16 protein-coding genes are annotated in these 24301 nt (G+C 69.3%); all 16 read left to right on the top strand.

Annotation, left to right across the window (positions count from 1 at the left end; genetic code table 11):
• The gene (locus tag DK254_RS08570) at positions 1-885 is read left to right on the top strand and encodes a LysR family transcriptional regulator (RefSeq protein ID WP_109933439.1); all 885 of its coding nucleotides are present in this window, start codon (positions 1-3) and stop codon (positions 883-885) included.
• An 80-nt stretch (positions 886-965) separates the two neighbouring features.
• Positions 966-1229: a DUF6021 family protein gene (locus DK254_RS08565; protein WP_109933438.1), complete on the top strand. Its 264-nt coding sequence runs from the start codon at positions 966-968 to the stop codon at positions 1227-1229.
• Positions 1230-1328: 99 nt separating this feature from the next.
• Positions 1329-2111: an efflux RND transporter periplasmic adaptor subunit gene (locus tag DK254_RS08560; protein WP_177412037.1), complete on the top strand. Its 783-nt coding sequence runs from the start codon at positions 1329-1331 to the stop codon at positions 2109-2111.
• Positions 2108-3424 (top strand): efflux RND transporter periplasmic adaptor subunit, encoded by a 1317-nt coding sequence (locus DK254_RS08555; protein WP_109933436.1) that lies wholly within the window; start codon positions 2108-2110, stop codon positions 3422-3424. The genes DK254_RS08560 and DK254_RS08555 overlap by 4 nt, the downstream gene beginning before the upstream one ends.
• On the top strand, positions 3421-5517 hold the full coding sequence (locus tag DK254_RS08550; protein ID WP_218281418.1) for an efflux RND transporter periplasmic adaptor subunit: 2097 nt from the start codon (positions 3421-3423) through the stop codon (positions 5515-5517). The genes DK254_RS08555 and DK254_RS08550 overlap by 4 nt, the downstream gene beginning before the upstream one ends.
• Before the next feature lie 42 nt (positions 5518-5559).
• Complete coding sequence (locus DK254_RS08545) at positions 5560-6363, top strand: aspartyl/asparaginyl beta-hydroxylase domain-containing protein (RefSeq protein ID WP_109933434.1); 804 nt, start codon at positions 5560-5562, stop codon at positions 6361-6363.
• On the top strand, positions 6348-7337 hold the full coding sequence (locus tag DK254_RS08540) for a sulfotransferase family protein (protein ID WP_109933433.1): 990 nt from the start codon (positions 6348-6350) through the stop codon (positions 7335-7337). Before DK254_RS08545 ends, DK254_RS08540 begins: the two co-directional genes overlap by 16 nt.
• A gap of 231 nt (positions 7338-7568) precedes the next feature.
• Complete coding sequence (locus DK254_RS08535; RefSeq protein WP_256595834.1) at positions 7569-7976, top strand: GNAT family N-acetyltransferase; 408 nt, start codon at positions 7569-7571, stop codon at positions 7974-7976.
• Between the two features lie 16 nt (positions 7977-7992).
• The gene (locus tag DK254_RS08530; protein ID WP_109933432.1) at positions 7993-8301 is read left to right on the top strand and encodes a hypothetical protein; all 309 of its coding nucleotides are present in this window, start codon (positions 7993-7995) and stop codon (positions 8299-8301) included.
• A gap of 66 nt (positions 8302-8367) precedes the next feature.
• Positions 8368-8949 (top strand): phage tail protein, encoded by a 582-nt coding sequence (locus DK254_RS08525; protein ID WP_109933431.1) that lies wholly within the window; start codon positions 8368-8370, stop codon positions 8947-8949.
• A gap of 140 nt (positions 8950-9089) precedes the next feature.
• A complete protein-coding gene (locus DK254_RS08520; RefSeq protein WP_109933430.1) occupies positions 9090-19175 on the top strand; it encodes a DUF4347 domain-containing protein in 10086 nt (3361 codons plus the stop codon).
• Between the two features lie 50 nt (positions 19176-19225).
• Positions 19226-20728 (top strand): TolC family protein, encoded by a 1503-nt coding sequence (locus tag DK254_RS08515; RefSeq protein ID WP_109933429.1) that lies wholly within the window; start codon positions 19226-19228, stop codon positions 20726-20728.
• 74 nt (positions 20729-20802) lie between these two features.
• A complete protein-coding gene (locus DK254_RS08510) occupies positions 20803-21204 on the top strand; it encodes a GFA family protein (protein ID WP_109933428.1) in 402 nt (133 codons plus the stop codon).
• Positions 21205-21288: 84 nt separating this feature from the next.
• Entirely contained in the window at positions 21289-22425 is a 1137-nt protein-coding gene (locus tag DK254_RS08505) for a saccharopine dehydrogenase family protein (protein ID WP_109933427.1), read from the top strand.
• 129 nt (positions 22426-22554) lie between these two features.
• A complete protein-coding gene (ubiM, locus tag DK254_RS08500) occupies positions 22555-23727 on the top strand; it encodes a 5-demethoxyubiquinol-8 5-hydroxylase UbiM (protein WP_109933426.1) in 1173 nt (390 codons plus the stop codon).
• A 65-nt stretch (positions 23728-23792) separates the two neighbouring features.
• Positions 23793-24113, top strand: a complete 321-nt coding sequence (locus DK254_RS08495) for a DUF2025 family protein (RefSeq protein ID WP_109933425.1) — start codon at positions 23793-23795, stop codon at positions 24111-24113.
• The last annotated feature ends 188 nt before the right edge of the window (positions 24114-24301 follow it).

Here is a 24301-nt window from a genome sequence, read left to right as displayed (position 1 = left end):
ATGCAATATCGACTGGAATACGCCGACCTTTCCTTGGTACTGGCCCTGGTGCGCGGCGGCACCCTGGCGCGGGCCGCGGAGTTGCTGGCGGTGGACGTGTCCACGGTGTTCCGCGCCGTGCGCCGGCTGGAGAAGGCCCTGGGCATGGCGCTGTTCGAGAAGGGCCGCGCCGGCTACCTGCCCGGCGCCACCGCGCAGCAGCTGGCGCGCCAGGCGGAACTGGCCGAGCAGGCCCTGGAGGCGGCGCGGGTGGGCCTGGAGCAGGGCCGCGAGGTGCTCAGCGGCACGGTGCGCCTGACCTGTACCGACGCCGTGCTGCACGGCCTGCTGCTGCCGGCCCTGGGCCGTTTCATGGGCGGCTACCCCGGCCTGCACCTGGAGCTGTCCACCTCCAACGCCTTCGCCAACCTCAGCCGGCGCGACGCCGACGTCGCCCTGCGCCTGACCACCGCGCCGCCGGACTACCTGGTGGGCCGCTGCCTGGGCGAGGTGCGCTACGCCCTGTGCGCCCACGAGGACTACCTGGCCACCCAGGCCGGGCGCGACTGGAGCGAGCTGAGCTGGATCGCCCCGGACGAGTTCATGCCCGACCACCCCAGCGTCGCCTGGCGCCGCCAGCTGTACCCGGCGCTCACTCCGGCCTACCGCTGCGGCAGCATCCTTTCGGTACTGGAGCTGTGCAGCGCCGGCCTGGGCCTGGCGGCGTTGCCGGACTACCTGCTGCGCGAAGGCGATGGCCTGCGCGTGCTGCAGCACGACCTGCCGGGCTGCGGCACCGCGCTGTGGCTGCTGACGCGGCCGGACTGCCGGGCCCTGCGCACCGTGGTCACGCTGTTCGAGGAACTGGCGCGGCACATCCGCCTGCCGCAGCCGGCCGGGCGCTGAACGACCACCCGACGAACAGAACGAACCCGGGGCGGCCGGCGGCCCTCCAATGGCCATCCCCGCATCGACCGGAGGTCACCATGAACCCGACTCTGCACAAATGGCTGGGCAACCCCTGGTCGCAACGCGACGGCGACAATGCCGCCCGTGGCCTGCCGGGCTACCCGCGGGACGCCGAACAGGACGCGGAAATCGTCAGGAGCCTGGGCTTCGACCCCGACTCGCCGGACCTGGCCGACCCGCAGATCGACCCGCCGCAGCCGCCACACCCACCCCGCGAGGGCCCCAGCCCGCAGCGCCACAAGCGCGCCCCGGGCGAGCAGTACCCGCCTTACGGCGATTGAGTCACTGTAGGAGAAGTCTGTCGGCGGAATGGCAGAAGGCCATTTCCTACAGCGCGCCACTCCCTTAGACTCCGCGCATCCTGTCGTGGAGGGCAAGGAATGCAGAGGCGCATGTGGTATGCGATGGCGATCGCGGTAGGACTGGCAGGGCAGGTACACGCGGCGGAGACGCCGGCTGATCCACTATTGCCGCTGCAGGTCGCGGACGACGCGGTGAGCGCCAAGCGCGAAGTCCGCGGCGTGCTGCATGCCCGCGAGCAGGCGATGCTGTCCAGCGAACTGGCCGGGCGCATCCTCGAGATGCCCTTCGCCGAAGGCCAGGCCTTCCACAAGGGCGACGTGCTGGTGCGTTTCGACTGCTCCGCCTACCAGGCCCAGCTCAATGCCGCGCAGGCCGCGGTGCGGGCCGCCGGCGAGGAGCTCTCGCACAACCGCCAACTGGCCTCGCTGAACTCCGTCGGCCGCTATGAGGTAGCCCTGGCCGAGGCCAAGCAGGCCGAAGCCCAGGCCCAGGCCCAGGTCTACCAGGTGCAGGTGCGCCGCTGCAGCGTGCAGGCCCCATACGATGGACAGGTGGTGCAGCGCAAGGCGCAGCCGTTCGAGAGCGTGGCCAGCGGCACGCCGCTGCTGGAGATCGTCGACAACCGCAGCCTGGAGATCCGCCTGCTGGTGCCCTCGCGCTGGCTGGCCAGACTCAAGCCCGGCCAGCATTTCAGCTTCACCCCGGACGAGACCGGCCAGCCGTTGCAGGTGGAGATAAAACGCCTGGGCGCGCGCATCGACGAAGCCAGCCAGACCCTGCTGCTGATCGCCAGCGCCCCGGCCGGCGACGGCCTGGTGGCGGGCATGAGCGGCACCGCGCAATTCGCGGAGAACCCATGAACGCCCAGGTCGGCGGCGCCGAGCGGGTCTTCGCCCAGTTCCTCGGCCTCGAACGCCAGGCGCGCGAGGCCGCCAGCACCGAGCAGCTGGCCTTCGCCATGGTCAACGATGGCCAGGCGCTGTTCGGTTACCACCATGCGGCCCTGCTGATCGCCGGCAAGGTCCGCGCGCTCACCGGTGTGAGCGTGGTGGAGCCCAATGCGCCATTCGTGGCTTTCGTCGAGCGCGCCGTCGGGCAATTGCAGGCAAAGGCGCTGCTGGGTGTTGCCGGCGTCGTCTATAGCGAGGGGCTGGACAGCGATTGCCGGGCCGACTGGCAGGTCCTGTCGGTGGCCCAGGCCTACTGGCTGCCGTTGCTCGACCGTCGTGGCGAGGTGTTCGGCGGGCTCTGGTTGGCCCGCGAGCGCCCCTTCATCGAAGCCGAGCAGGCGCTGCTGAACCAGCTTGGTGGCGCCTATGCCCATGCCTGGCTGGCCTTGCAGCCCCGCAAACCCTGGCGCCTGCGCTGGCCGAAGAAGAAGCTGCTGGCGATTGCCGGCGCGTTGTGCCTGCTGCTCCTGCTGCCGGTGCGCCAGTCGGTGCTGGCGCCCGCGGAAGTCGTCCCCCTGGGTGGACGGGTGGTTGCCGCGCCGCTGGACGGGGTGATCGCCGAATTCCTGGTCAAGCCCAACCAGCCGGTGGCCGCCGGCGATCCGCTGGTGCGCTTCGAGGCCACCAGCCTGAAGGCCCAGGCCGACGTCGCCGAGCGCGCCCTGGGGGTTGCCGAGGCCGAGCTGAAGTCCAGCACCCAGCGGGCGTTTACCGATGCCGAATCCAGCGCGCGGATCGACCTGCTGGCCGCCCGCGTGGAGCAGAAGCGCGCCGAGCTGGACTACGCCCGCCAGTTGCTGGCCCGTAGCGAAGTGCGTGCCGAGCGCGCCGGCATAGCGGTGTTCGCCGATGCCGAGCGTTGGACCGGCAGGCCGGTGCAGACCGGCGAGCGGCTGATGCAGATCGCCGACCCGGGCCAGGCCGAGCTGCGCATCGAACTGCCGGTGGGCGATGCCATTGCCCTGGCGCCGGGGGCGGAGGTCGCCCTGTTCCTCGACAGCGATCCGCTGAACCGCCAGGCCGCCCGTCTCGAACGCTCCGCCTACGAGGCCCAGGCCACGGCTGCCGGGCAACTGGCCTATCGCCTGGACGCCGCCTTCATCGACCCGCCGCCGCGTATCGGCCTGCGCGGCACGGCCAAGCTGTCGGGCGAGCGCGCGCCGCTGGCCTACTACCTGTTGCGCCGGCCCCTGGCGGCGTTGCGCCAGAGGCTCGGCTTCTGATGCTGCCGGCATTGCGCCCCGACCTGAGCCTGTCGCCGGCCGCGGCGGGCTTCGACGGTTCGCCCCAGTGGACCCTGGCCGACCCGCTGCGCGGGCGCTACTTCAAGCTCGGCGCCGCTGCCGTCCGCCTGCTCCGGCACTGGTCGCTGGGCGACCCGCAGCGGGTGCTGGCGGCTGCCAATGGCGAAGCCGGCGGGCCGCTGGGCGAGGGCGAACTGGAGGAACTGTTGCGTTTCCTCCGCGGCCACGACCTGATCGCCGCCGTCGACGCCGAGCAGCGGGCCAGCTATGGCGTCAAAGCGGGCGCCATGCGCCAGAGCCTGTGGCGTCGCGTGCTGCACCAGTACCTGTTCTTCCGGGTGCCGCTGTGGCGCCCGGATGTCTTCCTCAACCGTACCTGGCCGCTGCTGGCGCGCCATGGCGGCTGGCTGCTGCGCTGGGGACTGCCGCTGGTGCTGGGGCTGGGCGTGTTCCTGGCGGCGCGCGACTGGGAGCGCTTCATCGCCACCTTCCCGCACCTGTTCAGCTTCGGTGGCGCGCTGGCCTTCGGCGTGGCCCTGACCTTCGCCAAGCTCTGCCACGAGTTCGGCCACGCGTTCATGGCCAAGCGCGCCGGCTGTCGGGTGCAGAGCATGGGCGTGGCGTTCATGGTGCTGCTGCCGATGTTCTACACCGACGTCAGCGACGCCTGGCGCGTCAACGACCGCCGCTCGCGCCTGCTGATCGGCGCCGGCGGCGTGCTCGCCGAGCTGCTGCTGGCGGTGCTGGCGCTGCTCGCCTGGTCGCTGCTGCCGGACGGGCCGATGCGGACGTCCGCCTTCATGCTGGCCAGCGCCACCTGGATCACCACCCTGGCGATCAACCTCAACCCCTTCATGCGCTTCGACGGCTATTTCCTGCTCAGCGACCTGTGGGGCGTGGAGAACCTCCAGGCGCGGGCCTTCGCGCTATGCCGCTGGCGCCTGCGCGAGGCGCTGTTCGGCTACGGCGAGCCGGCCCCGGAGCCCTGGTCGCCATCGATGGCGCGGCGCCTGCTGGTCTGGGGCTACGGCTCCTGGCTGTGGCGCGCGGCGCTGTTTTTCGGCATCGCCCTGGCGGTGTACCACTTGTTCTTCAAGGTGCTGGGCATCTTCCTCATGCTGGTGGAGCTGGTCTGGTTCCTCGGCCTGCCGATCTGGAAGGAACTGCACGAGTGGTGGCAACGCCGCGACCAGGCCGCGCCGGGCAAGGTCCTGCTCGGCGGTGCCGGCCTGCTGGCCGTCCTCGCGTTGCTGGTGTTGCCGTGGCGCAGCTCGGTCGAGGTGCCGGCGCTGCTGGAGGCTGTGCGGACCAGCGCCTTGCATGCGCCGGTGGCGGCGCGCCTGAAGCAGTGGTACGTGAAGGATGGCCAGGCGGTGGCGCAGGGCGACCTGCTGCTGGAGCTGGAGTCCCCCGACCTGGATTCGCGCCAGGCCATCGCCCGGCACAAGATCGACATCCTGCAACTGCAGCTGCGCCGCCAGGCCGGCCGCAGCGAAACGGTGGCTGACGCCGGCATTCTCGAACAGCAGCTGGCCGAGGCCGTGGCCGAGTACCGCGGCTTCGCCGCCCAGCGCGAGCGCCTGCAACTGCGCGCGCCGCAGGCCGGGGTGGTGCGCGACCTGCTGCCGGACCTGGAGGTGGGGCGCTGGCTCAAGCCTGCCGATACCCTGGTGCGGGTGGTCGAGCCCGGCCTGCGCCTGCGCGGCTACCTGGCCGAGGATGATCTGTGGCGCGTGGCGGCGGGGGCCGACGGGCGTTTCATCGCCGACGACCCGGCGCGCCCGGCCCTGGCGGTGCGGCTCGACAGCGTCGACGCCAACGGTGTGGCCTTCCTCGAGCTGGAGGCCCTGAGTTCCGACCACCAGGGCCCGATCGCCGTGCGCCGCGATGCCCAGCAGCGCGCCGAGCCGGTGCAGGCCCAGTACGGCGTGCGCCTGAGCCTGCTGGATGCGCCGCAGGCGCTCGCGCAACCCCTGCGCGGTGTCGTGGTGCTGGATGGGCGCGGCCAGTCGGTGCTCGGTTACGCCTGGCGGCGCCTGGCCGCGCTGGGCGTGCGCGAGAGTGGATTCTGACGCGGCGCCGTCGCCGCCTGTTGAGGGACAAGGAAACCGTCCATGCCAGACAAACCCCGACCGAGTTGCTCGCGCCTACCCACCGCCATCGACCTGCCGCCGCTGCTGGCGGCGCTGGACCGGGTAGAGCCCGAGAGCTGGCAGCATCATTTCAACACGGGCTACTACGAGGGCGACTGGAGCGGCGTGGCGCTGATCTCGGCGGTCGATGCGCCCTTGCCGCTGGCCCCCGGCCGCGGTACCCCCCGCGCCGGCGACTGGTGGCAGCAGGAGACAGCCTGGCACGACCTGCTGGGCACGTTCGGCACCAGCGTGCGCAGCGCCCGCCTGCTGCGCCTCGGGCCCGGGGCGCGGATCCACGAGCATTGCGACCCCGACCTGGGGATGCCGGGCGGCGATCTGCGCCTGCACGTACCCTTGCGCAGCGCGGAGGAGGTGGAGTTCCTGCTCGATGGCCTGCAGGTGCCGATGCGCCCGGGGGAATGCTGGTTTCTCGACCTGTCGCGCCCCCACCGGGTTGACAACCCCAGTGCGCAGGCACGCATCCACCTGGTGCTGGATTGCGCGCCCGAGCCCTGGTTGCTGGCGCTCATCGAGCAGGGGCTGGAGGACACGCCGGACCTGCTGCCGGGCCGGGCGGTGCGGGCGTTCCTCGAGTTCCGCCAACGGGTGGAGCAGGATGCGGCCCTGGCGAGGCGCCTGCGCGAATGCGCCGATGCCCAGGCTTTCATCCACGAAACCATCCGCCAGGGTGAAGCCGCGGGCCTGCGTTTCGCCGAGGCGGAAGTGCGCGCGGCGATGCGCCAGGGGCGCCAGGCCTGGAGTGAACAATGGACGCTGCGATGACCGGCGAAGCCCTGCATGGCTGGCTACCCATCCGCGTCTGGCCGCGGGATGGCGAGTGGCGGGTGGACTGGTGCTGGTTCGGTGACCGCGCGCCGACCCGGCCATTCTTCCGCGACGACGTCGACCAGGCCCTGCGCCTGCCGTTCAACCAGGCGTTTCGCCGCGAAACCGCTGTCGATGCCTTGCTCGACTGGCAGCGGGCCAGCCCGGGACTTGCGCCCGGCGTACTGATCTTCCACGCCTCGCGCTGCGGCTCGACGCTGCTGGCGCAGATGCTCGCCGGGCTGCCACGCCATACAGTGCTTTCCGAGCCGCCACCGTTGGACGCGGTGCTGCGCGCGCACTACCGCGACCCCGGCGTGGCCGGGCGGCAGGCGGGTTGGGTGCGCGCGCTGTTTTCCGCCTATGGCCAACGCCGCCTGGGCGGGGAGGGACGGCTGCTGGTGAAGCTCGACGCCTGGAACGTCTTCGAGGCCTCGCTGCTGTGCGAGCTGTACCCGGACACGCCGCGCCTCTTCCTCTACCGCGACCCGCTGGAGATCGTCGTCTCGCAGTTGCGCCAGCCGGGCATGCAGCGGGTGCCGGGGCTGCTGGGGCCATCGGGGCTGGATGAGGCGCTGCCGGGCGGGCAGGGCATGCCGGTGCTGGAATACAGCTGCCGGATGGTCGGCCAGATCCTCGAGCGGGGTTTGCGCTTGTGCCGGGAGGAGGGCGGCATCGCGCTGAACTACACCGAGCTGCCTGGCGCGCTCTGGGGCCGACTGGCCACATTGTTCGGGGTACGCGAGGCCGACCTGGCACGGCTGCAGGAGATCGCCGCGGTCGACGCCAAGCAGCCGTCGCAGGCCTTCAGCGCGGACAGCCTGCACAAGCGCGAGTCCGCGACAGAAGCGGTCTGCGAGGCAGTACGGCGCTGGGCCCAGGAGCCTTATGACAGGCTGGAGGCTCTGCGCCTGTTGAATTCATACGAGTGATTGAGAAAAAGTTTACGTTTCTTTCAGTAAATACTGGCGATACGCCTTCAGCATCGGATAGGCTTCCGCCGTTCGGTTCAACATAAAAACGATAACGAATGTGGCTCCCGAAGAGGGGCCGTCGCAAGGATGCACGACGCCATGCCAACTTTCGAGTTGCAGCTCCGCCCCCGCGTGGACGCCGATCAGGCGTTCTTGCGTACGCTATACGCGACCACCCGCGCGCAAGAGATGGCCCAGGTCGATTGGGCCCCGGCAGCCATCGACGCCTTCCTTTCCCAGCAGTTCGACGCCCAGCACAGCTACTACCGGGCGCATTTCCCCGATGCGGACTATTGCGTGATCGAGGCCGGTGGCCAGTCGGTCGGCCGCGCCTACCTGTTCTGGGGACCCGAGCACCTGCAGATCATCGATCTCGCCCTGCTGCCCGAGGCCTGTGGCCGCGGCATCGGCGGCGCGCTGCTGCGCGAGTGGCTGGGGCAGGCCGACGCGCAAGGCCTCAGCGTCGGCCTGTACGTGGAGAACTACAACCCGGCGCAACGCCTCTACCTGCGCCACGGGTTCGTCGTCGAGGGCGAGAACGGGGTCTACCTGAAGATGCGGAGGCCGGCTTCCGGCAGCCGTCCGACCAGCCACTGAAGGCCAGGAATCACGCATGTATCCGATGCCCACCCGCGAAGCGCTGCAGCAGGCCACGGGGAAGACCTTTCAACTGTGGATCGATGCCGCGCAGACGATAGACGTGGAACTGCTGGAGGTCATCGACGGCATTGCGATGAGCCCCGGATACCAGTGTTTCTCCGCGCACTTCGCGTTGCCATCCGGCCTGCGCGCCGAACAGGCGGTGTTCCGCGTGTCGCCGCCGGGCGACGAAGGCTGGCTGCTGCTGATGAGCCCCGGCCAGCCAGACGAGCACGGGCGCCAGGTGTTGCAGGCGGTGTTCCACATGGAGAACCCCGCATGACGGGGCTACCGGTTCCGGCGGGCGCAGTGCCCGCCCCAATAGCGACAGGCAAGGGAGAGGCAGGCAATGAGTGATCCGTTCCTCGGTGAGATCAAGATGTTCGGCGGCAATTTCGCGCCCAGGGGCTATGCCCTTTGTTACGGGCAGACTATGAGCATTGCGCAGAACGCTGCGTTGTTTTCCATCCTCGGCGTCACCTACGGCGGGAACGGCGTGCAGACTTTCGCCCTGCCGGATCTGCGTGGCCGCAGCCCGGTCGGCTTCGGGCAGCAGCCTGGACTGAGCCCTGTGGACCTGGGGCAGGTCGGCGGCGGCGAGGCCATCACCCTCACCATCAACAACCTGCCGGCTCACGTCCATACGGTCACGGGCACGGCCTCGGTTTCGATACCCGTAGCCACGACCGAGGGCACCAGCATGTCGCCCTCGAACACCAGCGTCCTGGCCACCACCGTCGACAACACCGCTGGCGCCGAAGTGAAGGTGTATGCCCAGGCGCCGGGCAGCACCACGCTGGCGCCCTTCAACGCCAACGTCACCGGCCAGACCGCTTCGGTCGGCAACAACATGCCGGTGGCTATCCGCAATCCCTTCCAGGGCATCAACTTCATCATCGCCCTGGAAGGGATCTTCCCGAGCCGTAACTAAGGCACGGGGCAGCAACACCAGGGTTTCGGACAGGCGCCGGCAACGGCGCCCGTTCCGCAACGTAGTTCAGGCACTTGCCCGTCGGCAGGCCAGGGGCACCGGTCCCCAGCCGCCCAATCGGCACTCCGCTCGAGGTCAGCATGGCATTCTGGAAACGCAACACGACTGGCGGCAAACCAACCAGCCATGCGCACAGGGCCTCGCTCATCCAGGCACTCGAACCGCGCATGATGTTCGACGCCTCGGTGCCGGTGGTGGCCGACCAGGCGGCGCAGGCGGTCGAGGCCGCCGGCCAGCACGACGTCGCGAGCAAGGACACTGCCGCAGCGGCAGCCCCGGCGGCGGCGACGGCGACCGAAGCCCGGCACGAGGTGGTCTTCGTCGATGGCAACGTCCAGGACTACAAGCAACTGACCAGCCAACTGCCCAAGGGCAGCGAAGTGGTGGTGCTGGATCCGTCGAAGAACGGCCTGCAGCAGATGGCCGACTACCTCAAGGGGCGGTCCGACCTCGACGCTATCCACCTGATTTCCCACGGCGGTGAAGCCAGCGTGCAGGTGGGCTCCACGCGCCTGACCCTGGACAATGTCGATACCGCCAAGGCCCAGCTCGAGCAGATCGGCGCCAGCCTCGGCGCCGACGGCGACCTGCTGATCTATGGCTGCGACGTCGGCAAGGGCGCGGACGGCTCGGCATTGCTGGCCAAGCTGGCCGGCTACACCGACGCCGACGTGGCGGCCTCCACCGACTGGAGCGGTGACGCCGGCAAGGGCGGCGACTGGGTGCTGGAAGCCGCCACCGGCGCCATCGAGAGCAAGTCGGTGCTGGCGGGCATGAGCTACGACCACGTGCTCAATACCCTGAATGCCGGCGACATGGTTGTGCTCGGCTGGAGCGCGCTCACCGATACCGTGACCCTGGCGACCCTGGTCGACATCCCCGCCGGCACGGTCATCAAGTTCACCGACCGGGGCTGGGACCAGGCCACTGGCGCCTTCACCGCGGCCTCCACGAACGACGGTACCGTGACCTGGACCACTACCGGCACCATAGCCGCTGGTACCCGCCTGCAACTGTTCTTCGGCGGCTCCGACCAGCCGACCACCCTGACCAACGCTACCACCGGGGCCGATCTCAGCTCGCAGATAAGCGTGACCACCTACGTCGTCACCGACCCGATGAACCTGGCCGGCGATGGCCTGTTCATCTACCAGGACACGGACAGCAACCCCTACTTCATCTTCGGTTTCAACAATTCCGCTGGCGTGGTCGACGCCAACGGCTGGAACACCTCGATCGCCGCTACCGTGCGCGATTCGATGCTCCCTAACGGCGTCAACAGCCAGAACGCCCTGAGCAACGGCCTCAACGCGATCGGCATCCCCGGCGGCGGCTCGCTGGAGCTGGACAACATCCAGTACACCGGCCCGACCACCTCGGCCGACCGTGCCACCTGGCTGGCGCGGGTGACCAACTCGGCCAACTGGACCGGCGACAACAGCGGCAGCATTGCCACCAGCGTCGGCTCCGTGGTCAGCCTGAACACCGCGCCCGACCTGCTTTCCGTCGTCTTCACCGACAGCAACCTGAAAGTCGGCGAGACCTCCGAGGTCACCTTCACCTTCAACACCGCCGTCACCGGTTTCACCACCGCTGACCTGAGCGTGCCCAACGGTGCCATCAGCGGGCTGAGCACCAACGATGGCGGCGTCACCTGGCGGGGGATCCTCGTACCCAGCGCCGGCGTCACCGATGCCAGCAACGTGATCACGGTCAACCTGGGCGGGGTCAACGCCGTACAGGGCGGCCTGGCCGGCTCCGGCACGAAGGACTCCGGCAACTACGCCATCGATACCCTGGCGCCTTCCATCAGTTCGGTTTCCTCGGCCACCGCCAACGGCGTCTACAAGGCGGGCGACGTCATTTCGATCCAGGTTTCCTTCAACGAGGCGGTCACTGTCACCGGCACCCCGCAACTGACGCTGGAAACCGGCGCCGTCGACCGGGCGGTCAATTACGTCAGCGGCTCCGGCACCTCCATGCTGACGTTCAGTTACACGGTCCAGGCGGGAGACAGCAGCGCCGACCTCGACTACATCGCCAGCAGCGCCTTGTCCCTCAATGGCGGCACCATCCGTGACGCGGCAGGCAACGATGCCACCCTGACGCTCGCAGCTCCCGGTGCGGCAGGCTCCCTGGGGGCCAACAAGGCCATCGTGATCAACTCGGCCCCCAGCCTGGGCAACCTCAACGGCGACAGCGTGGCCTGGAGCGGTGTGGGCAACAACGTGACGCTCGACGTGGGCGGCAATGCTACTTTCAGCGATACCGAGTTCGGTGCGCGCAACGGTGGCAGCGGCGACTGGAGCGGCGCCAGCCTCACGGTGCAGCGCCCGGGCACGGCCGTTTCCGCCGACAGCTTCGGCTTCGACACCAGCGGCGCCTCGTTCACGGTCAGCGGCAACAACCTGCAGGCGGGTGGGCTGACCTTCGCCACGTTCACCAATAGCGGTGGCGTACTGACCATCACTTACACCAGCAGCGGCACCGCGGCCACCACCGCGCTGGTGAACGATGTCGCGCGGCACATCAGCTACCGCAACGACACGCCGTCCGGCGATACCAGCATCCGCTTCACGCTCAGCGACGGCAGCTCCAGCACGAGCGCGGACGTCGTTGCCAGCAGCGATTTCATCTACGTCACCAATGCCACCGACACAGCGACCATCGACCCCAGCAACGGCGTCAGCTTCAGCGAAGCGGTAGCTATCGCCGCGGCCGATGCCACCGGCAGCCAGACCATCGTCTTCAGCGGCGCCCTGGCAGGGCAGACCATCAACCTGGCCGGCAACCTCGGCATCGGCGAGAGCCTGACGCTGGACACCGATGCGGCGAGCGGACTGCTCATCACCGGCGGCACCATCAGCCTCGGCGGCGGCACCACCCTGACGCTGAGCAACGGCGCCGGCGACACCGTCACCCTGGGCAGCGCCCTGGCCGGCAGCGGTGCGTTGAGCAAGACCGGCAGCGGCACCCTGGGGCTGACCAGCGCGAGCAACGAGGCGGGCATGTCCGGCGGCATCAACGTCGCCGGCGGCACCCTGCAGATTTCCAGCGACGACCAGCTTTCCTCCGGCACCCTGACGCTCAATGGCGGCACCCTGAGCAACAACGGCGCGTCCTTCACCGTCGACAACGCCGTCGTGCTCGGCGGCGCCGGCGGCACCCTGGCCATCACCGGCGGCACGGCGACCTTGGCCGGGGTGGTCTCGGGCGGCGGCAGCCTGACCAAGACCGGCAGCGGCACCGCCATGCTGGCGGGCAGCAATATCTATACCGGCGATACCTCGGTGGTCGGCGGGACACTGGCGGTCAGCGGCAGCAACGCCATTGCCGATGTTTCCAGCGTGACGGTGAACAGCGGCGCCAGCCTGTCGCTGTCGTCGAATGAAACCCTGGGCGCGCTGGTCGGCGCCGGTACGGTGCAATTGGGCAGCAGCGCGCTGACCGTCGGCGGCAGCAACTACAGCACGACCTTCAGCGGCTCCATCAACGGCGGCGGCAGCCTGATCAAGGCCGGCTCCGGCACCTTCACCCTCAGTGGCGACAACTTCTACACCGGTACCACCTCGGTGCAGGGCGGCACCTTCATGCTGACCGGCTCGCTGAACGGCGCCGGCGCGATTTCCGTGCTTTCCGGCGCTACGCTGGGCGGTACCGGCACGGCCTCGATCGTCGGCGCGGTGGCGGTCGGCAGCGGCGGCACGCTATCCCCCGGCAATGGTGGCGCCGGTACCCTGACCATCAACGGCAACCTGATCATGACCGGCGGCTCGGTGCTCCAGGCCGAGATCCACGGCAGCACCGCGGGTTCCGGCTATGACCAGGTCCTGGTCAATGGCCTGGTGTTCCTCAGCAACCCGACCCTGGCGGTCAGCCAGGACTACGTCCCCGTGGTGGGCACCACCTATGCGCTGATCGTCAACGATGGCAGCGATGCCATATCCGGCACCTTCTCCGGCCTCACCGAAGGCAGCACCGTCCTGGCCGCCGGCAATGGTACGGAACTGACGGTCAGCTACGTTGGCGGCACCGGCAACGATTTCATCCTGGCCGGACCTGTCAACCAGGCGCCGGTGATCGGCAACCTGGGCAGCGGCCCTGTCAGCCATACCGAGGGTGGCGCGGCGGTACTGCTCGACGCCGCGGGTTCCGCCACCGTCAGCGACAGCGACTCCAGTGATTTCAACGGCGGCAACCTGACTGTCTCGATCACCGCCAACCGGGCGACTGGCGAGGATCTGCTGGGCATCCTCGACCAGGGCACAGGCGCCGGCCAGATCGGTGTTTCAGGTAACAGCGTGACCTATGGCGGCGTCGTCATCGGGACCTTTGCCGGCGGCTCCGGCAGCAACGACCTGGTCATCACCTTCACCAACGCCAATGCCACGGCACAGGCGGTGCAGGCACTGGTCCATGCCATCACCTACCGCAACAGCAACCTGAACGACCCGTCCACCGCGACGCGCACCCTGAGCATCACCGTGAGCGATGGCGACGGCGCCACCAGCAGCGCCGCCAACATCACGCTGAACGTGGTCGGGGTGAACGATGCGCCGAGCCTTACCGCTACCGGCAGCGCGCCGACCTACGTCGAGAATGGCTCGGCGGTCTCCCTGTTCGGCGACGTGGTCGTCAGCGCCGGCGAAAGCGGCCAGTCGATCACCGGCATCGGCCTGAGCGTCAGCGGCCTGCGCGATGGCGGCAACGAGATACTGCGCATCGACGGCACCGATGTCGCGCTGGTCAATGGCAACACCCTGACCACCACAAGCGGCATGAGCGTGACGGTGTCCGTCAGTGGCGGCACCGCCAGCGTGACCATCGGCAAGGCCGGCGGCATCAGTACGAGCGACGCGCAGACACTGGTGGCCGGGCTCGGCTATCGGGTTCTCGGCGACAACCCCGGCGCCGGCAGCCGTGTGGTGACCCTGACGCACATCCAGGACAGCGGCGGCACCGCCAACGGCGGGATCGACACGACCAACCTGGCCGTAGCCAGCAGCGTGAACGTGGTGGCGGTCAACGATGCACCGCAGATCACCGCGCCTCTGGCCTATTCTTTCAACGAGGACACCAGTCTGGCGCTGAGCGGCATCAGCTTCAGCGACGTGGATGCCGGCAGTGGCGTGCTCACGGCGACCTTCAGCGTACCGAGCGGCAGCCTGAGCGCCTTCAGCGGTTCCGGCGTGACGGTTTCCGGCTCGGGCAGCGGCCTGCTGACTCTGAGCGGCAGCCTGGCGGACCTCAATGCTTTCATGGCCGGTAACAACCTGACCTATGCGCCGGCCACCAATTTCAACGGCGGCGTCACACTGACCATCACCCTTGACGATGGCGGCAACGGTGGAGCAGGGCCCGCCGATGCGCTGACGGCCTCCTCGACCGTGACCCTGAGCGTGGCCGCGGTGAACGATGCTCCGGTCAACCAGGTGCCGGCCCCGCAAACCATCCAGCAGAACATCCCGCTGGCATTCAACAATGCCAATGGCAACGCCATCTCGATCGGCGACGTGGATGCCGGCAACGGCCTCGTGCTCGTGACCATGAGCGCGGTCAACGGCACCATGTCGCTGCTCGACACCAATGGGGTGACCCTGGTGTTCGGTAGCGGCCTCAACAACACCGTCATCAGCTTCCAGGGCACCCTGGTCAACATCAACTCCGTGCTGCGGAGCCTGATCTTCAACCCGAACAGCGGGTTCCTCGGCAATGCCAGCCTGACGATCCAGACCAGCGACCAGGGCAATACCGGCAGCGGTGGAGCCAGGGCCGATATCGACACAATCTCCATCAACGTCATCCCGGGGAACCCGAAAGTCACCGGCGTCTCGGCGCAGGGCCTGGACCGTACCGTGAAGGTCGGCGACGAAGTGCTGATCAACGTGGTCTTCGACCAGTCGGTCAACGTCGACCTGACTGGCGGCGTCCCGAGCCTGTTGCTGGAAACGGGCCTGATCGATCGCAATGCGGTCTACCAGAGCGGGGCAGGCAGCAACACCCTGACCTTCAAGTACACCGTGCAGGCCGGTGACGTCAGCGCCGACCTGGACTTCCAGAGCACGGCCGCGTTGCAACTCAACGGCGCGGTACTGGCGAACGCCACCAGCGACCTGGCAATCCTCACCTTGCCTGTCGTGGGCGGGGCGGACTCTCTCGGTGGGCGCAGCGATATCGTGGTCGATGGTGTGGTGCCGGTGGTGGTCGGCGTCAGCGCGCCGTCCGATGGCACCTATATCGTTGGCCAGAACCTCGACTTCACCGTCAACTTCAGCGAGAACGTGGTGGTCGATGCCAGCGGCGGTGTGCCGCGTATCGCTGTGACCCTGGACACCGGCGGCACCGTCTTCGCCGAGTACCGGTCCGGCTCCGGCAGCACTGCACTGGCGTTCCGCCTGACTGCCGCCAATGGCCAGCTGGACAGCAACGGCATCACCCTGGGCGGTGCCGTGCTGCTCAATGGCGGCAGCATTCGCGATACCGCCGGCAACGACGCCGCGGTCACCCTGAACGGCGTTGCCAGCACTGCCAACATTGATATCGACGGCGTGGTGCCGGCGGTGGTCAGCGTCGCAACGCCAGCCGATGGCAGCTACAAGGCCGGCGATGTGCTGACCTTTACCGTCAACGCCAGCGAAGCGCTGCAGACCGGTGCGCTGCCACCTCGGCTGGTGCTGGACGTGGGCGGGGTGACCCGTTACGCCACCTACGTCTCCGGCAGTGGCAGCTCGGCGCTGGTGTTCCAGTACACCGTGCAGGCCGGCGACAGCGACAGCAACGGGATCGCGGTCGGCAGCCTCGATCTGCGTGGCGAGGCGCTCACCGACCTGGCCGGCAACGACCTGAACCTGACCCTCAACGGCCTGGGCAGCACCGCCGGCGTTCGAGTCGATACCACCGCGCCAGGCGTCAGCGGCATCGTACGGGTCGATGCCACCCCGAGCAATCAGGGCTCGATCGGCTACACCGTGACCTTCAGCGAGGATGTCAGCGGCGTCGACGCCAGCGACTTCAATCTGGTCACGAGCGGGACCGCGGCCGGCTCCATCAGCTCCGTCGTCGCCCTCGACTCGCACACCTACAGCGTGGTTGTGTCCAACCTGACCGGCACCGGCTCCATGCGGCTCGACCTGGTCGACGACCACAGCATCAGGGACCAGGCCGGCAACACCCTCACCGGCGGCCTGGCGGGCGCATCCTATGGCATCGACCGCGACGCTCCCCAGGTCATCCAGGTGACCGGCCCGCTCGACGGCACATACAAGGTCGGCGACCTGCTCAGCTTCACGGTGAATGCCAGCGAAGCGGTCACGGTGAACGGCAGTCCGTACCTGGCGCTCAGCATTGGCTCCAATACCGTCTACGCCGGCTACCTGTCCGGCTCGGGCACCAATACCCTGGTATTCCAGTACCAGGTACAGGCCGGCGACAACGATGCCAACGGCATCAGCGTGCTCGGCCTGCAGAGCAACGGCGGCAGCCTGCGCGACGGCGTCGGCAACGATGCCGACCTGACGCTCAACGGCGTTGGCAGCACGGCCGGCGTGCTGGTCGATACGACTGCGCCGAGCGTGGCCAGCGTGGGCGTGCCGCCGAGTGGCGACTACAACGCCGGCGACCTGCTGAGCTTCACGGTCAACGCCAGCGAGAACGTGCTGGTGGATACCAGCGGTGGCACGCCGCGCCTGGCCCTGGATATCGGCGGCAGGACGGTCTACGCGAGCTACCTGTCCGGCTCGGGCAGCAGCACCCTGGTGTTCCAGTACCAGGTGCAGGCGGGCGACAACGACGCCGACGGCATCGCCGTGATGGGCCTGCAAAGCAACGGCGCTACGCTGCGCGACAGCGTTGGCAACGATGCCGACCTGACGCTCAACGGCGTTGGCAGCACGGCCGGCGTACTGGTCGACACCACTGCGCCGACCGTGGCGAGCGTGAGCGTCCCGGTTAGCGGTGACTACAACGCCGGCGACGTGCTGAGCTTCACGGTCAATGCCAGCGAGGCGGTCTTCATCAACGGCAGTCCGCGCCTGGCGCTGACTATCGGCGGCAGGACGGTGTACGCCGGCTACGTTTCCGGCTCCGGCACCGGCACGCTGATCTTCCAGTACCAGGTACAGGCCGGCGATACCGATGCCGACGGCATCGCCATCGGCACGCTGGACAGCAATGGCGCGACCTTGCGCGACGCTGCCGGCAACGATGCCGACCTGACGCTCAACGGTGTCGGTAACACCGCCGGCGTGCTGGTCGACACCACTGCGCCGACCGTGGCGAGCGTGAGCGTTCCGGTTAGCGGTGACTACAACGCCGGCGACGTGCTGAGCTTCACCGTCAATGCCAGCGAGATGGTCTTCATCAACGGCAGCCCGCGCCTGGCGCTGGATATCGGTGGCAGGACGGTCTACGCCAGCTACCTGTCTGGCTCGGGCACCAGTACCCTGGTGTTCCAGTACCAGGTGCAGGCGGGCGACAACGATGCCGACGGTATCAGCATCGTGGGCCTGCAGGCCAATGGCGGCAGCCTGCGCGACAGCGCCGGCAACGATGCCAACCTGGTGCTCAACAATGTCGGGGCCACCGCCGGCGTGCTGGTCGACACCACTGCGCCGACCATGGCCAGCGTGAACGTTCCGGTTAGCGGCGACTACAACGCCGGCGATGTCCTGAGCTTCACCGTCAATGCCAGCGAGGCGGTCTTCATCAACGGCAGCCCGCGCCTGGCGCTGGACATCGGCGGCAGGACGGTCTACGCCAGCTACCTGTCCGGCTCGGGCAGCAACGCCCTGGTGTTCCAGTACCAGGTACAGGCGGGCGACAACGATGGCGACGGCATCAGCATCGTCGGCCTGCAGGCCAACGGCGGCAGCCTGCGTGACGTGGCCGGCAACGATGCGAACTTGGCGCTCAACGGCGTCGGCAGCTTGGCCGGTGTGATGGTCGATACCACCGCGCCGCTCGCCACCGGCATCGTCCGCGTCGACCCGTCGCCGACCAACACCGGCACCCTGGCCTTCGACGTCAGCTTCTCCGAACCGGTGCAGGGCCTCGATGCAGCGTCCTTCGTGCTGCAGGCCAGCGGTACGGCCAGCGGGCGGATCCTCGCGGTCACCCGTATCGGCGAGCAGACCTGGCGGGTGAGCGTGGGCAATGTCGGCGGCGATGGCAGCCTCGGCCTGGCGCTGCGCAGTGACGTCCGAGTGCAGGATGCCGCCGGCAATACCCTGCAGCAGGGCCTGCAGGGGCCAGCCTACGCGCTGGACCACAGCGACCCGCAGGTCACCTCCGTGCAGTTGCCGGCCGATGGCCGCTACACCCCGGGACAGACGCTGCAGTTCGTCGTGAACTACAGCGAGGCGGTGCAGGTGGACACCAGCGCCGGCGTGCCGCGCATCGCCATCACCCTGGACCGCGGCGGCGTGGTCTATGCCGACTATGTGGCGGGTTCGGGCAGCAACCAACTGGTCTTCGCCTATACGGTCGTGGCCGGGCAACTCGACATCGACGGTATCCAGCTGGGCGGGCAGATCCTCGCCAGCGGCGCGCGCCTGGGCGATGCCGTGGGCAATGCCGCCAACCTGGCACTCGACAGCCTGCCGTCGACCCGCGGCCTGCTGGTGCAGGGCTCGTTGAGCGACGGCGACCCGCAGTACCGCACCGAGCAGGGGATACAGCCGGTACCGCCGGGAGTCATCCCCGGCAACAGCCTGCCGGCGCCGTCGCTGCCGCAGAACCTCGGTGCGCCGACGCTCGGCCAGGTGCCGTTGCTGGACAGCAGCAACCGCGGCGCGGCGCAGTCGCTGCTCGGCAGCCTGTTCCGCGAGGGGCCGGGCCAGACGCAGATCGCGCAGATATTCGCCAATGCCGGCAACAGCGCCTTCGGCGACGGCGGCGGGCATGGCTTCCTCGGCTTCGGCGGCGGGGATGCCGGAGTCTTCGGGGCGTCCACCTTCTCGGCGGTGTTCCAGGCCGCGCGCGAGGGGGAGGATCAGGCGCTGTTGGCCTTCGACCGGCGCCAGGGGGATATTTCGGGGGGGCTGCGGGGTGTCTTCACCTCGCCAGGGCTCGGACAGCAACTGCAGGAAATGAACCACCGCGAGCAGCGCCAGGTCACCGACCTGGCCAACGCCTTCGGCGAGCTCGGCCAGGAGCGGCCGGCCAACTGATGGCGGGGCGTGCAAACGACAGAAGCCGTACAGGGGGCGGCTCCACAACAATGAACAGGCAATTCCGAATCCTCAGCGTCAGCCTGCTGGCGCTGGCCGTCAGCGGCTGCGCCGTGACCAGCGACCCGATCAGCCGCGCCACCAGCGAACAGCGCGCCCGCGACGACCTGGCCAGCATGTTCCGCGCCCAGGAGCCGCTCGGCGGCCCGCTGACGCTGAACGAGGCCCTGGCACGGGCCATCAAGTACAACCTGGAGGGGCGCCTGAAGGTCATGGAGCAGGCCCTGGCCAGCCGCCAGGTCGACCTGGCCACCTTCGACATGCTGCCGCGCATGGCCCTGGAGGCTGGCTATGCCGGGCGCAACAACGTCAGCGCCTCGTCCAGCAAGAGCGTGCTGACCAACCAGCAGTCCCTGGAGCCTTCGACCTCCCAGGACCGCGACCGCGACGTCGCCGACCTGACCATGGTCTGGAACGTGCTCGACTTCGGCGTCAGCTACGTCAGCGCCAAGCAGCAGGCCGACCAGCGTCTGATCATCGAGGAGCGCCGGCGCAAGGTGCGCCAGACCATCGTCCAGGACGTGCGCTCGGCCTACTGGCGGGCGGTGGCCGCCGAACGCCTGCTGGGCCGCATCGACGGCCTGATGGCGCGCGTCGACCAGGCCCGCAGGGACAGCCAGAGCCTGGGCAACCAGCGCATCGGCGACCCGGTTCAGGCGATGAGCTACCAGCGCTCGCTGATCGAGGCCGCCCGCCAGCTGGAAGCGCAGCGCAAGGCGCTGTCCCTGGCCAAGACCGAACTGGCCACGCTGATCAACCTGCCGCCGGGCACCGACCTCAAGCTGGCCATGCCGGCCGGGGACTACCCGGTGCCGGAGCTCAAGGTCGGCATGGACAGCCTCGAACGCGAGGCCCTGGCCTCGCGGCCGGAGCTGCGCGAGCAGGACTACCAGGCGCGGATCAGCGCCGCCGAGACCAAGAAGGCCATGCTGCGCCTGCTGCCGGGCCTGGAGTTCTCCGCCGGCGGGCATTACGACAGCAACACCTACCTGGTCAACCAGAGCTGGGCCGACTACGGCGTGAAGGTGACCTGGAACCTGTTCAACGTGCTGTCCGCGCCGGCGGCGATCAACGTCGCCAAGGCCGGCGAGGACGTCGCCGCGGCGCGCCGCCAGGCGCTGTCCATGGCGGTGCTGGCGCAGCTATACGTGGCCAACGCCAACTACCAGGAAGCGCGCCGGCAGTTCCAGACCAGCGAGGAGCTGGCCAGCCTGGACGGGCAGATCACCCAGGAGCTGCGCAACCGTCGGCAGGCCCAGGGCATCGGCGAGCTGGAGCTGATCCAGGGCGAGTTGAACAACCTGCAGGCCGACCTGCAGCGCGACCTGGCCTATGCCGAGTTGCGCAACGCCTATGGCCAGGTGTTCGCCAGCGTCGGCCTGGACCCGCTGCCGGCGCAGCTGAAGTCCGACTCCCTGGCGGACATCGGCCAGGCCCTGGCCAGCCAGGAAGCGCACTGGCAGCGTGGGGAAATCGCACCGGCATCGCGCTGAGGCTCCCAACCGCCGGCTGCGGTAGGCCGGCGGTTGCCTTAGACTGCAGCCTCGCCTGTCATGTCGGAGGACACATGTACCAGGGAAGCTGTCTGTGCGGGGCCGTCGCCTTCGAGCTGGAAGGCGAGCTGGCGCCCATCCAGGTCTGCCATTGCGGACAGTGCCGCAAGGCCCAGGGCGGGCCCTTCGCCACCAACATCCCGGTGCGCCGCGAGGCCTTGCGCCTGCTGGCCGGGCAGGCGCAGCTGCGGGCCCATGAATCCTCGCCGGGCAAGCGGCGCTGGTTCTGCGCGAACTGTGGCTCGCCAATCTACAGCGAACGCGATGCCTTGCCCGGCATCCTGCGGTTGCGCGCCGGCACCCTCGACGGCGAGCTGCGCACCCGGCCGGAGGCCCACTACCACGTGGCCTCGGCGGCCAACTGGTGGCCGCTGGACGACGACCTGCCGCGGCACCCCGCCGGCAAGCCCGGCTGAGCGAGGCGCTGTTTGTCATGTTCGCAGCCTCCGCCGCACGTTACCCTATGGGCCGCCTGAATGGCTGATCGTCAAGGAGGAACGATGTCGGCATCACCCAGCCGCTTTCGCGTCATGGTGCTCGGTGGCTATGGCAATTTCGGCAGCCTGATCGTCCGCCGCCTGGCCGGCGCGGAGGGCATTCGAGTGCTGGTCGCCGGGCGCGACCAGAAGCGCGCCGGCCTGCTGGCCGCGGAGGTGGGCGGCGAGGCGGTGTGCCTGGACATGAACCAGCCGACCCTCGCCGGGCGCCTGCGCGAGCTGCGCGTGGACCTGCTGATCTCCACCGCCGGCCCCTTCCAGGCCCAGGACTACCGGGTGGCGCGCGCCGCGGTGGCGGCGGGGGCGCACTACGTCGACCTGGCCGACGCCCGCCAGTTCGTCTGCGCCATCGGCGAGCTGGATCGGGCGGCGCGCAGCGCCGGGGTGCTGGTGTGCGCCGGCGCCAGCTCGGTGCCGGCGCTCAGCGCCGCGGTGGTCGATGAACTGCTGCCGCGCTTCGCCCGCCTGGACGTCATCCACCATGGCATCAGTTCGTCGGCGAAGATTCCCGGCCAGGCCACCCTGGCGGCCGTGCTCGGCTACTGCGGCAAGCCGTTGCGCCAGTTGCGCGACGGCCGCTGGCAGGCGGTGTACGGCTGGCAGGACCTGGCCGCCCACCGCTTCCCGGCGCCGCTGGGGCGCCGCTGGCTGGCCAACTGCGACGTGCCCGACCTGGAACTCTTCCCGCAACGCTACCCGACGGTGCGCGAGGTGCGCTTCGGCGCCGGCCTGGGCCTGCGCACCACGCATTTCGGCACCTGGGCGCTGTCCTGGCTGGTGCGCCTGGGCCTGCTGCGGGACGCCAGCCGCCTGAGCCCCTGGCTGCAGCGCCTGGCCCAGGGCCTGGAGCCGCTGGGCGACGGGCGCAGCGGCATGTTCGTGCGCCTGGAAGGCGAGGGCGCGGATGGCCAGCCCCTGCGCCTGTGCTGGGAGCTGCAGGCGGCCGACGACCACGGGCCGAACATCCCCTGCATGGCCGCGGTGGCCCTGGCTCGCAAGCTGGCGGCCGGGCGCCTGGACAAGCGCGGCGCCACGCCCTGCGTCGGCCTGCTGGGCCTGGACGACTACCTCGCCGAGCTGGAAGGCTTGAGCGTGCGCCATGGCTTGCGCGAGCTGGGGCCGCTGCACCCCGGCGCCTGATGCCTCCAAGGGGGTATGCGCGCCGGCGCCGCAGGCCCATCCGCCGCCGGCTACTGATCCACGACAAGAAATGCGCCGATCGCCCGCCCTAGACTCCGGGACCGCCCATCCCCGCGAGAGGAGTCACCCATGCACGTGGATATCGCCATCGTCGGCGCCGGCCCCGCCGGGCTCTGCCTGGCCCGCGCCCTGTCCGGCCATGGCCTGTCGATCCTGCTGATCGAGCGCCAGGCCCGCGCCGCCCTGGCCGAGCCGGCGGAGGACGGCCGCGAGATCGCCCTGACGCACGCCTCGCGCAGCCAGTTGCAACTCCTGGACATCTGGCCGCGACTGGCAGCCAGGGACATCGCGCCGCTGCGTGACGCCCAGGTGCTCAACGGCCCCTCGCTGTTCGCCCTGCGCATCGATGCAGGCCTGGCCGGCGCCGGCCAGCTCGGCCACCTGGTGCCGAACCAGGCGATCCGCCGCGCCGCCTTCGCGGCGGTGGAAGATTGCGCCGACGTGACCCTGCTCGACGGGCATGCGCTGCAGTCCGTGCGCGTCACCGGCGAACGCGCCCGGCTCACCCTCGATGACGGCGAGCAACTGACCGCCGGCCTGCTGGTGGCCGCCGACAGCCGCTTCTCGGAAACCCGCCGCATGCTCGGCATAGGCGCGCGCATGGAAGACTTCGGCAAGACCATGCTGGTCTGCCGCATGGCCCACGCCAAGCCCCACCAGCAGGTGGCCTGGGAGTGGTTCGGCTACGGCCAGACCCTGGCCCTGCTGCCGCTCAACGGCGACGTCTCGTCGGTGGTGCTGACCCTGACGCAGCACGAGATGAACCCGATGCTGGCCCTGGACGAGGCGGCCTTCGCCCGCGACATCGAGCGCCGCTTCGAAAGTCGCCTGGGCAGCATGGCCCTGCTCGGGCCGCGCCATTGCTACCCGCTGGTGGGCGTCTACGCCGACCGCTTCGCCGGCCCGCGCTGCGCGTTGCTGGGCGATGCCGCGGTGGGCATGCACCCGGTCACCGCCCATGGCTTCAACTTCGGCCTGCAGAGCGCCCGGCGCCTGGCCGCCGAATTGCTGGCGGCCAAGCGCAAGGGCAGTGACTGGGGCGCCGCCGGCCCCCTGCGCCGCTACGCCCTGGCGCACCGCCTGGCGACCTGGCCGCTGTACCAGGCCACCAGCCTGATCGCCGGGCTGTACAACGACCCGCGCCCACCGGCGCGCCTGCTGCGCAATGCCGGCCTGCGCCTGGCCCAGGGCCTGCCGCCGCTGCGCCAGGCCATCGCCCGGCACCTGACGCAGAACGCCTGAAACAGACGGCCCGCGCCCGGGGGAGGGCGCGGGCCGCGAGCCAAGAAAGTACGGGAGGAAAGACCATGGCCCTGACATCCACCGACATCTGCGCCGCCGCCGATCGCCTGAAGGGCTTCGTCGGCTTCAACCGCAAGACCGGCAAGTACCTGGTGCGCTTCAGCGAGGACTCCTTTGGCCTCGACGTGGACGAGGACAGCATCGTCCCGGCCTGCGAGTTCGTCTGGGCGCAGAAGACCGGCGAGCTGATGACGCTGAGCCGCGAATGCCTGCAGATACTCCAGGCGCAGAACATCGCCGAGCGCCTGGAGTTCGGCGAGGCGCTGCAGACCTACCTGCGGCGCACCGACCTGCCGGAAATCTGCGCCCAGCGCCAGCTGAAGTAGCCGGTGCCGCCTGGCCGCGCTGGAGCAGAACAAGGCGAAAGCAGGCGAGGGAGCGTAATGCCGTTCATGGTTCAGCGAAGGCGGGAACGTAGGGCGCATGACCGTTCGCGGTTATACGCCGCTGGCCGCGCCACCGGGGCGTCCGGCGTGGCCGGTGAGTCCAATCGCGGACGGAGTCCGCTCCTACA

The sequence above is a fragment of the Pseudomonas sp. RW407 genome (assembly GCF_003176655.1).
Taxonomy (GTDB): domain Bacteria; phylum Pseudomonadota; class Gammaproteobacteria; order Pseudomonadales; family Pseudomonadaceae; genus Pseudomonas; species Pseudomonas delhiensis.
This window is presented reverse-complemented; position numbering and strand designations above follow the sequence as displayed.

What these genes read in the sequence shown, in the direction of transcription:
- DK254_RS08560 (WP_177412037.1), top strand. Translation starts at nt 1,329, where the DNA reads ATGCAGAGGCGCATGTGGTATGCGATGGCGATCGCGGTAGGACTGGCA.
- DK254_RS08545 (WP_109933434.1), top strand. Translation starts at nt 5,560, where the DNA reads ATGCCAGACAAACCCCGACCGAGTTGCTCGCGCCTACCCACCGCCATC.
- DK254_RS08505 (WP_109933427.1), top strand. Translation starts at nt 21,289, where the DNA reads ATGTCGGCATCACCCAGCCGCTTTCGCGTCATGGTGCTCGGTGGCTAT.
- DK254_RS08495 (WP_109933425.1), top strand. Translation starts at nt 23,793, where the DNA reads ATGGCCCTGACATCCACCGACATCTGCGCCGCCGCCGATCGCCTGAAG.
- DK254_RS08540 (WP_109933433.1), top strand. Translation starts at nt 6,348, where the DNA reads ATGGACGCTGCGATGACCGGCGAAGCCCTGCATGGCTGGCTACCCATC.
- DK254_RS08525 (WP_109933431.1), top strand. Translation starts at nt 8,368, where the DNA reads ATGAGTGATCCGTTCCTCGGTGAGATCAAGATGTTCGGCGGCAATTTC.
- DK254_RS08535 (WP_256595834.1), top strand. Translation starts at nt 7,569, where the DNA reads ATGGCCCAGGTCGATTGGGCCCCGGCAGCCATCGACGCCTTCCTTTCC.
- ubiM (WP_109933426.1), top strand. Translation starts at nt 22,555, where the DNA reads ATGCACGTGGATATCGCCATCGTCGGCGCCGGCCCCGCCGGGCTCTGC.
- DK254_RS08520 (WP_109933430.1), top strand. Translation starts at nt 9,090, where the DNA reads ATGGCATTCTGGAAACGCAACACGACTGGCGGCAAACCAACCAGCCAT.
- DK254_RS08565 (WP_109933438.1), top strand. Translation starts at nt 966, where the DNA reads ATGAACCCGACTCTGCACAAATGGCTGGGCAACCCCTGGTCGCAACGC.
- DK254_RS08530 (WP_109933432.1), top strand. Translation starts at nt 7,993, where the DNA reads ATGTATCCGATGCCCACCCGCGAAGCGCTGCAGCAGGCCACGGGGAAG.
- DK254_RS08570 (WP_109933439.1), top strand. Translation starts at nt 1, where the DNA reads ATGCAATATCGACTGGAATACGCCGACCTTTCCTTGGTACTGGCCCTG.
- DK254_RS08510 (WP_109933428.1), top strand. Translation starts at nt 20,803, where the DNA reads ATGTACCAGGGAAGCTGTCTGTGCGGGGCCGTCGCCTTCGAGCTGGAA.
- DK254_RS08555 (WP_109933436.1), top strand. Translation starts at nt 2,108, where the DNA reads ATGAACGCCCAGGTCGGCGGCGCCGAGCGGGTCTTCGCCCAGTTCCTC.
- DK254_RS08515 (WP_109933429.1), top strand. Translation starts at nt 19,226, where the DNA reads ATGAACAGGCAATTCCGAATCCTCAGCGTCAGCCTGCTGGCGCTGGCC.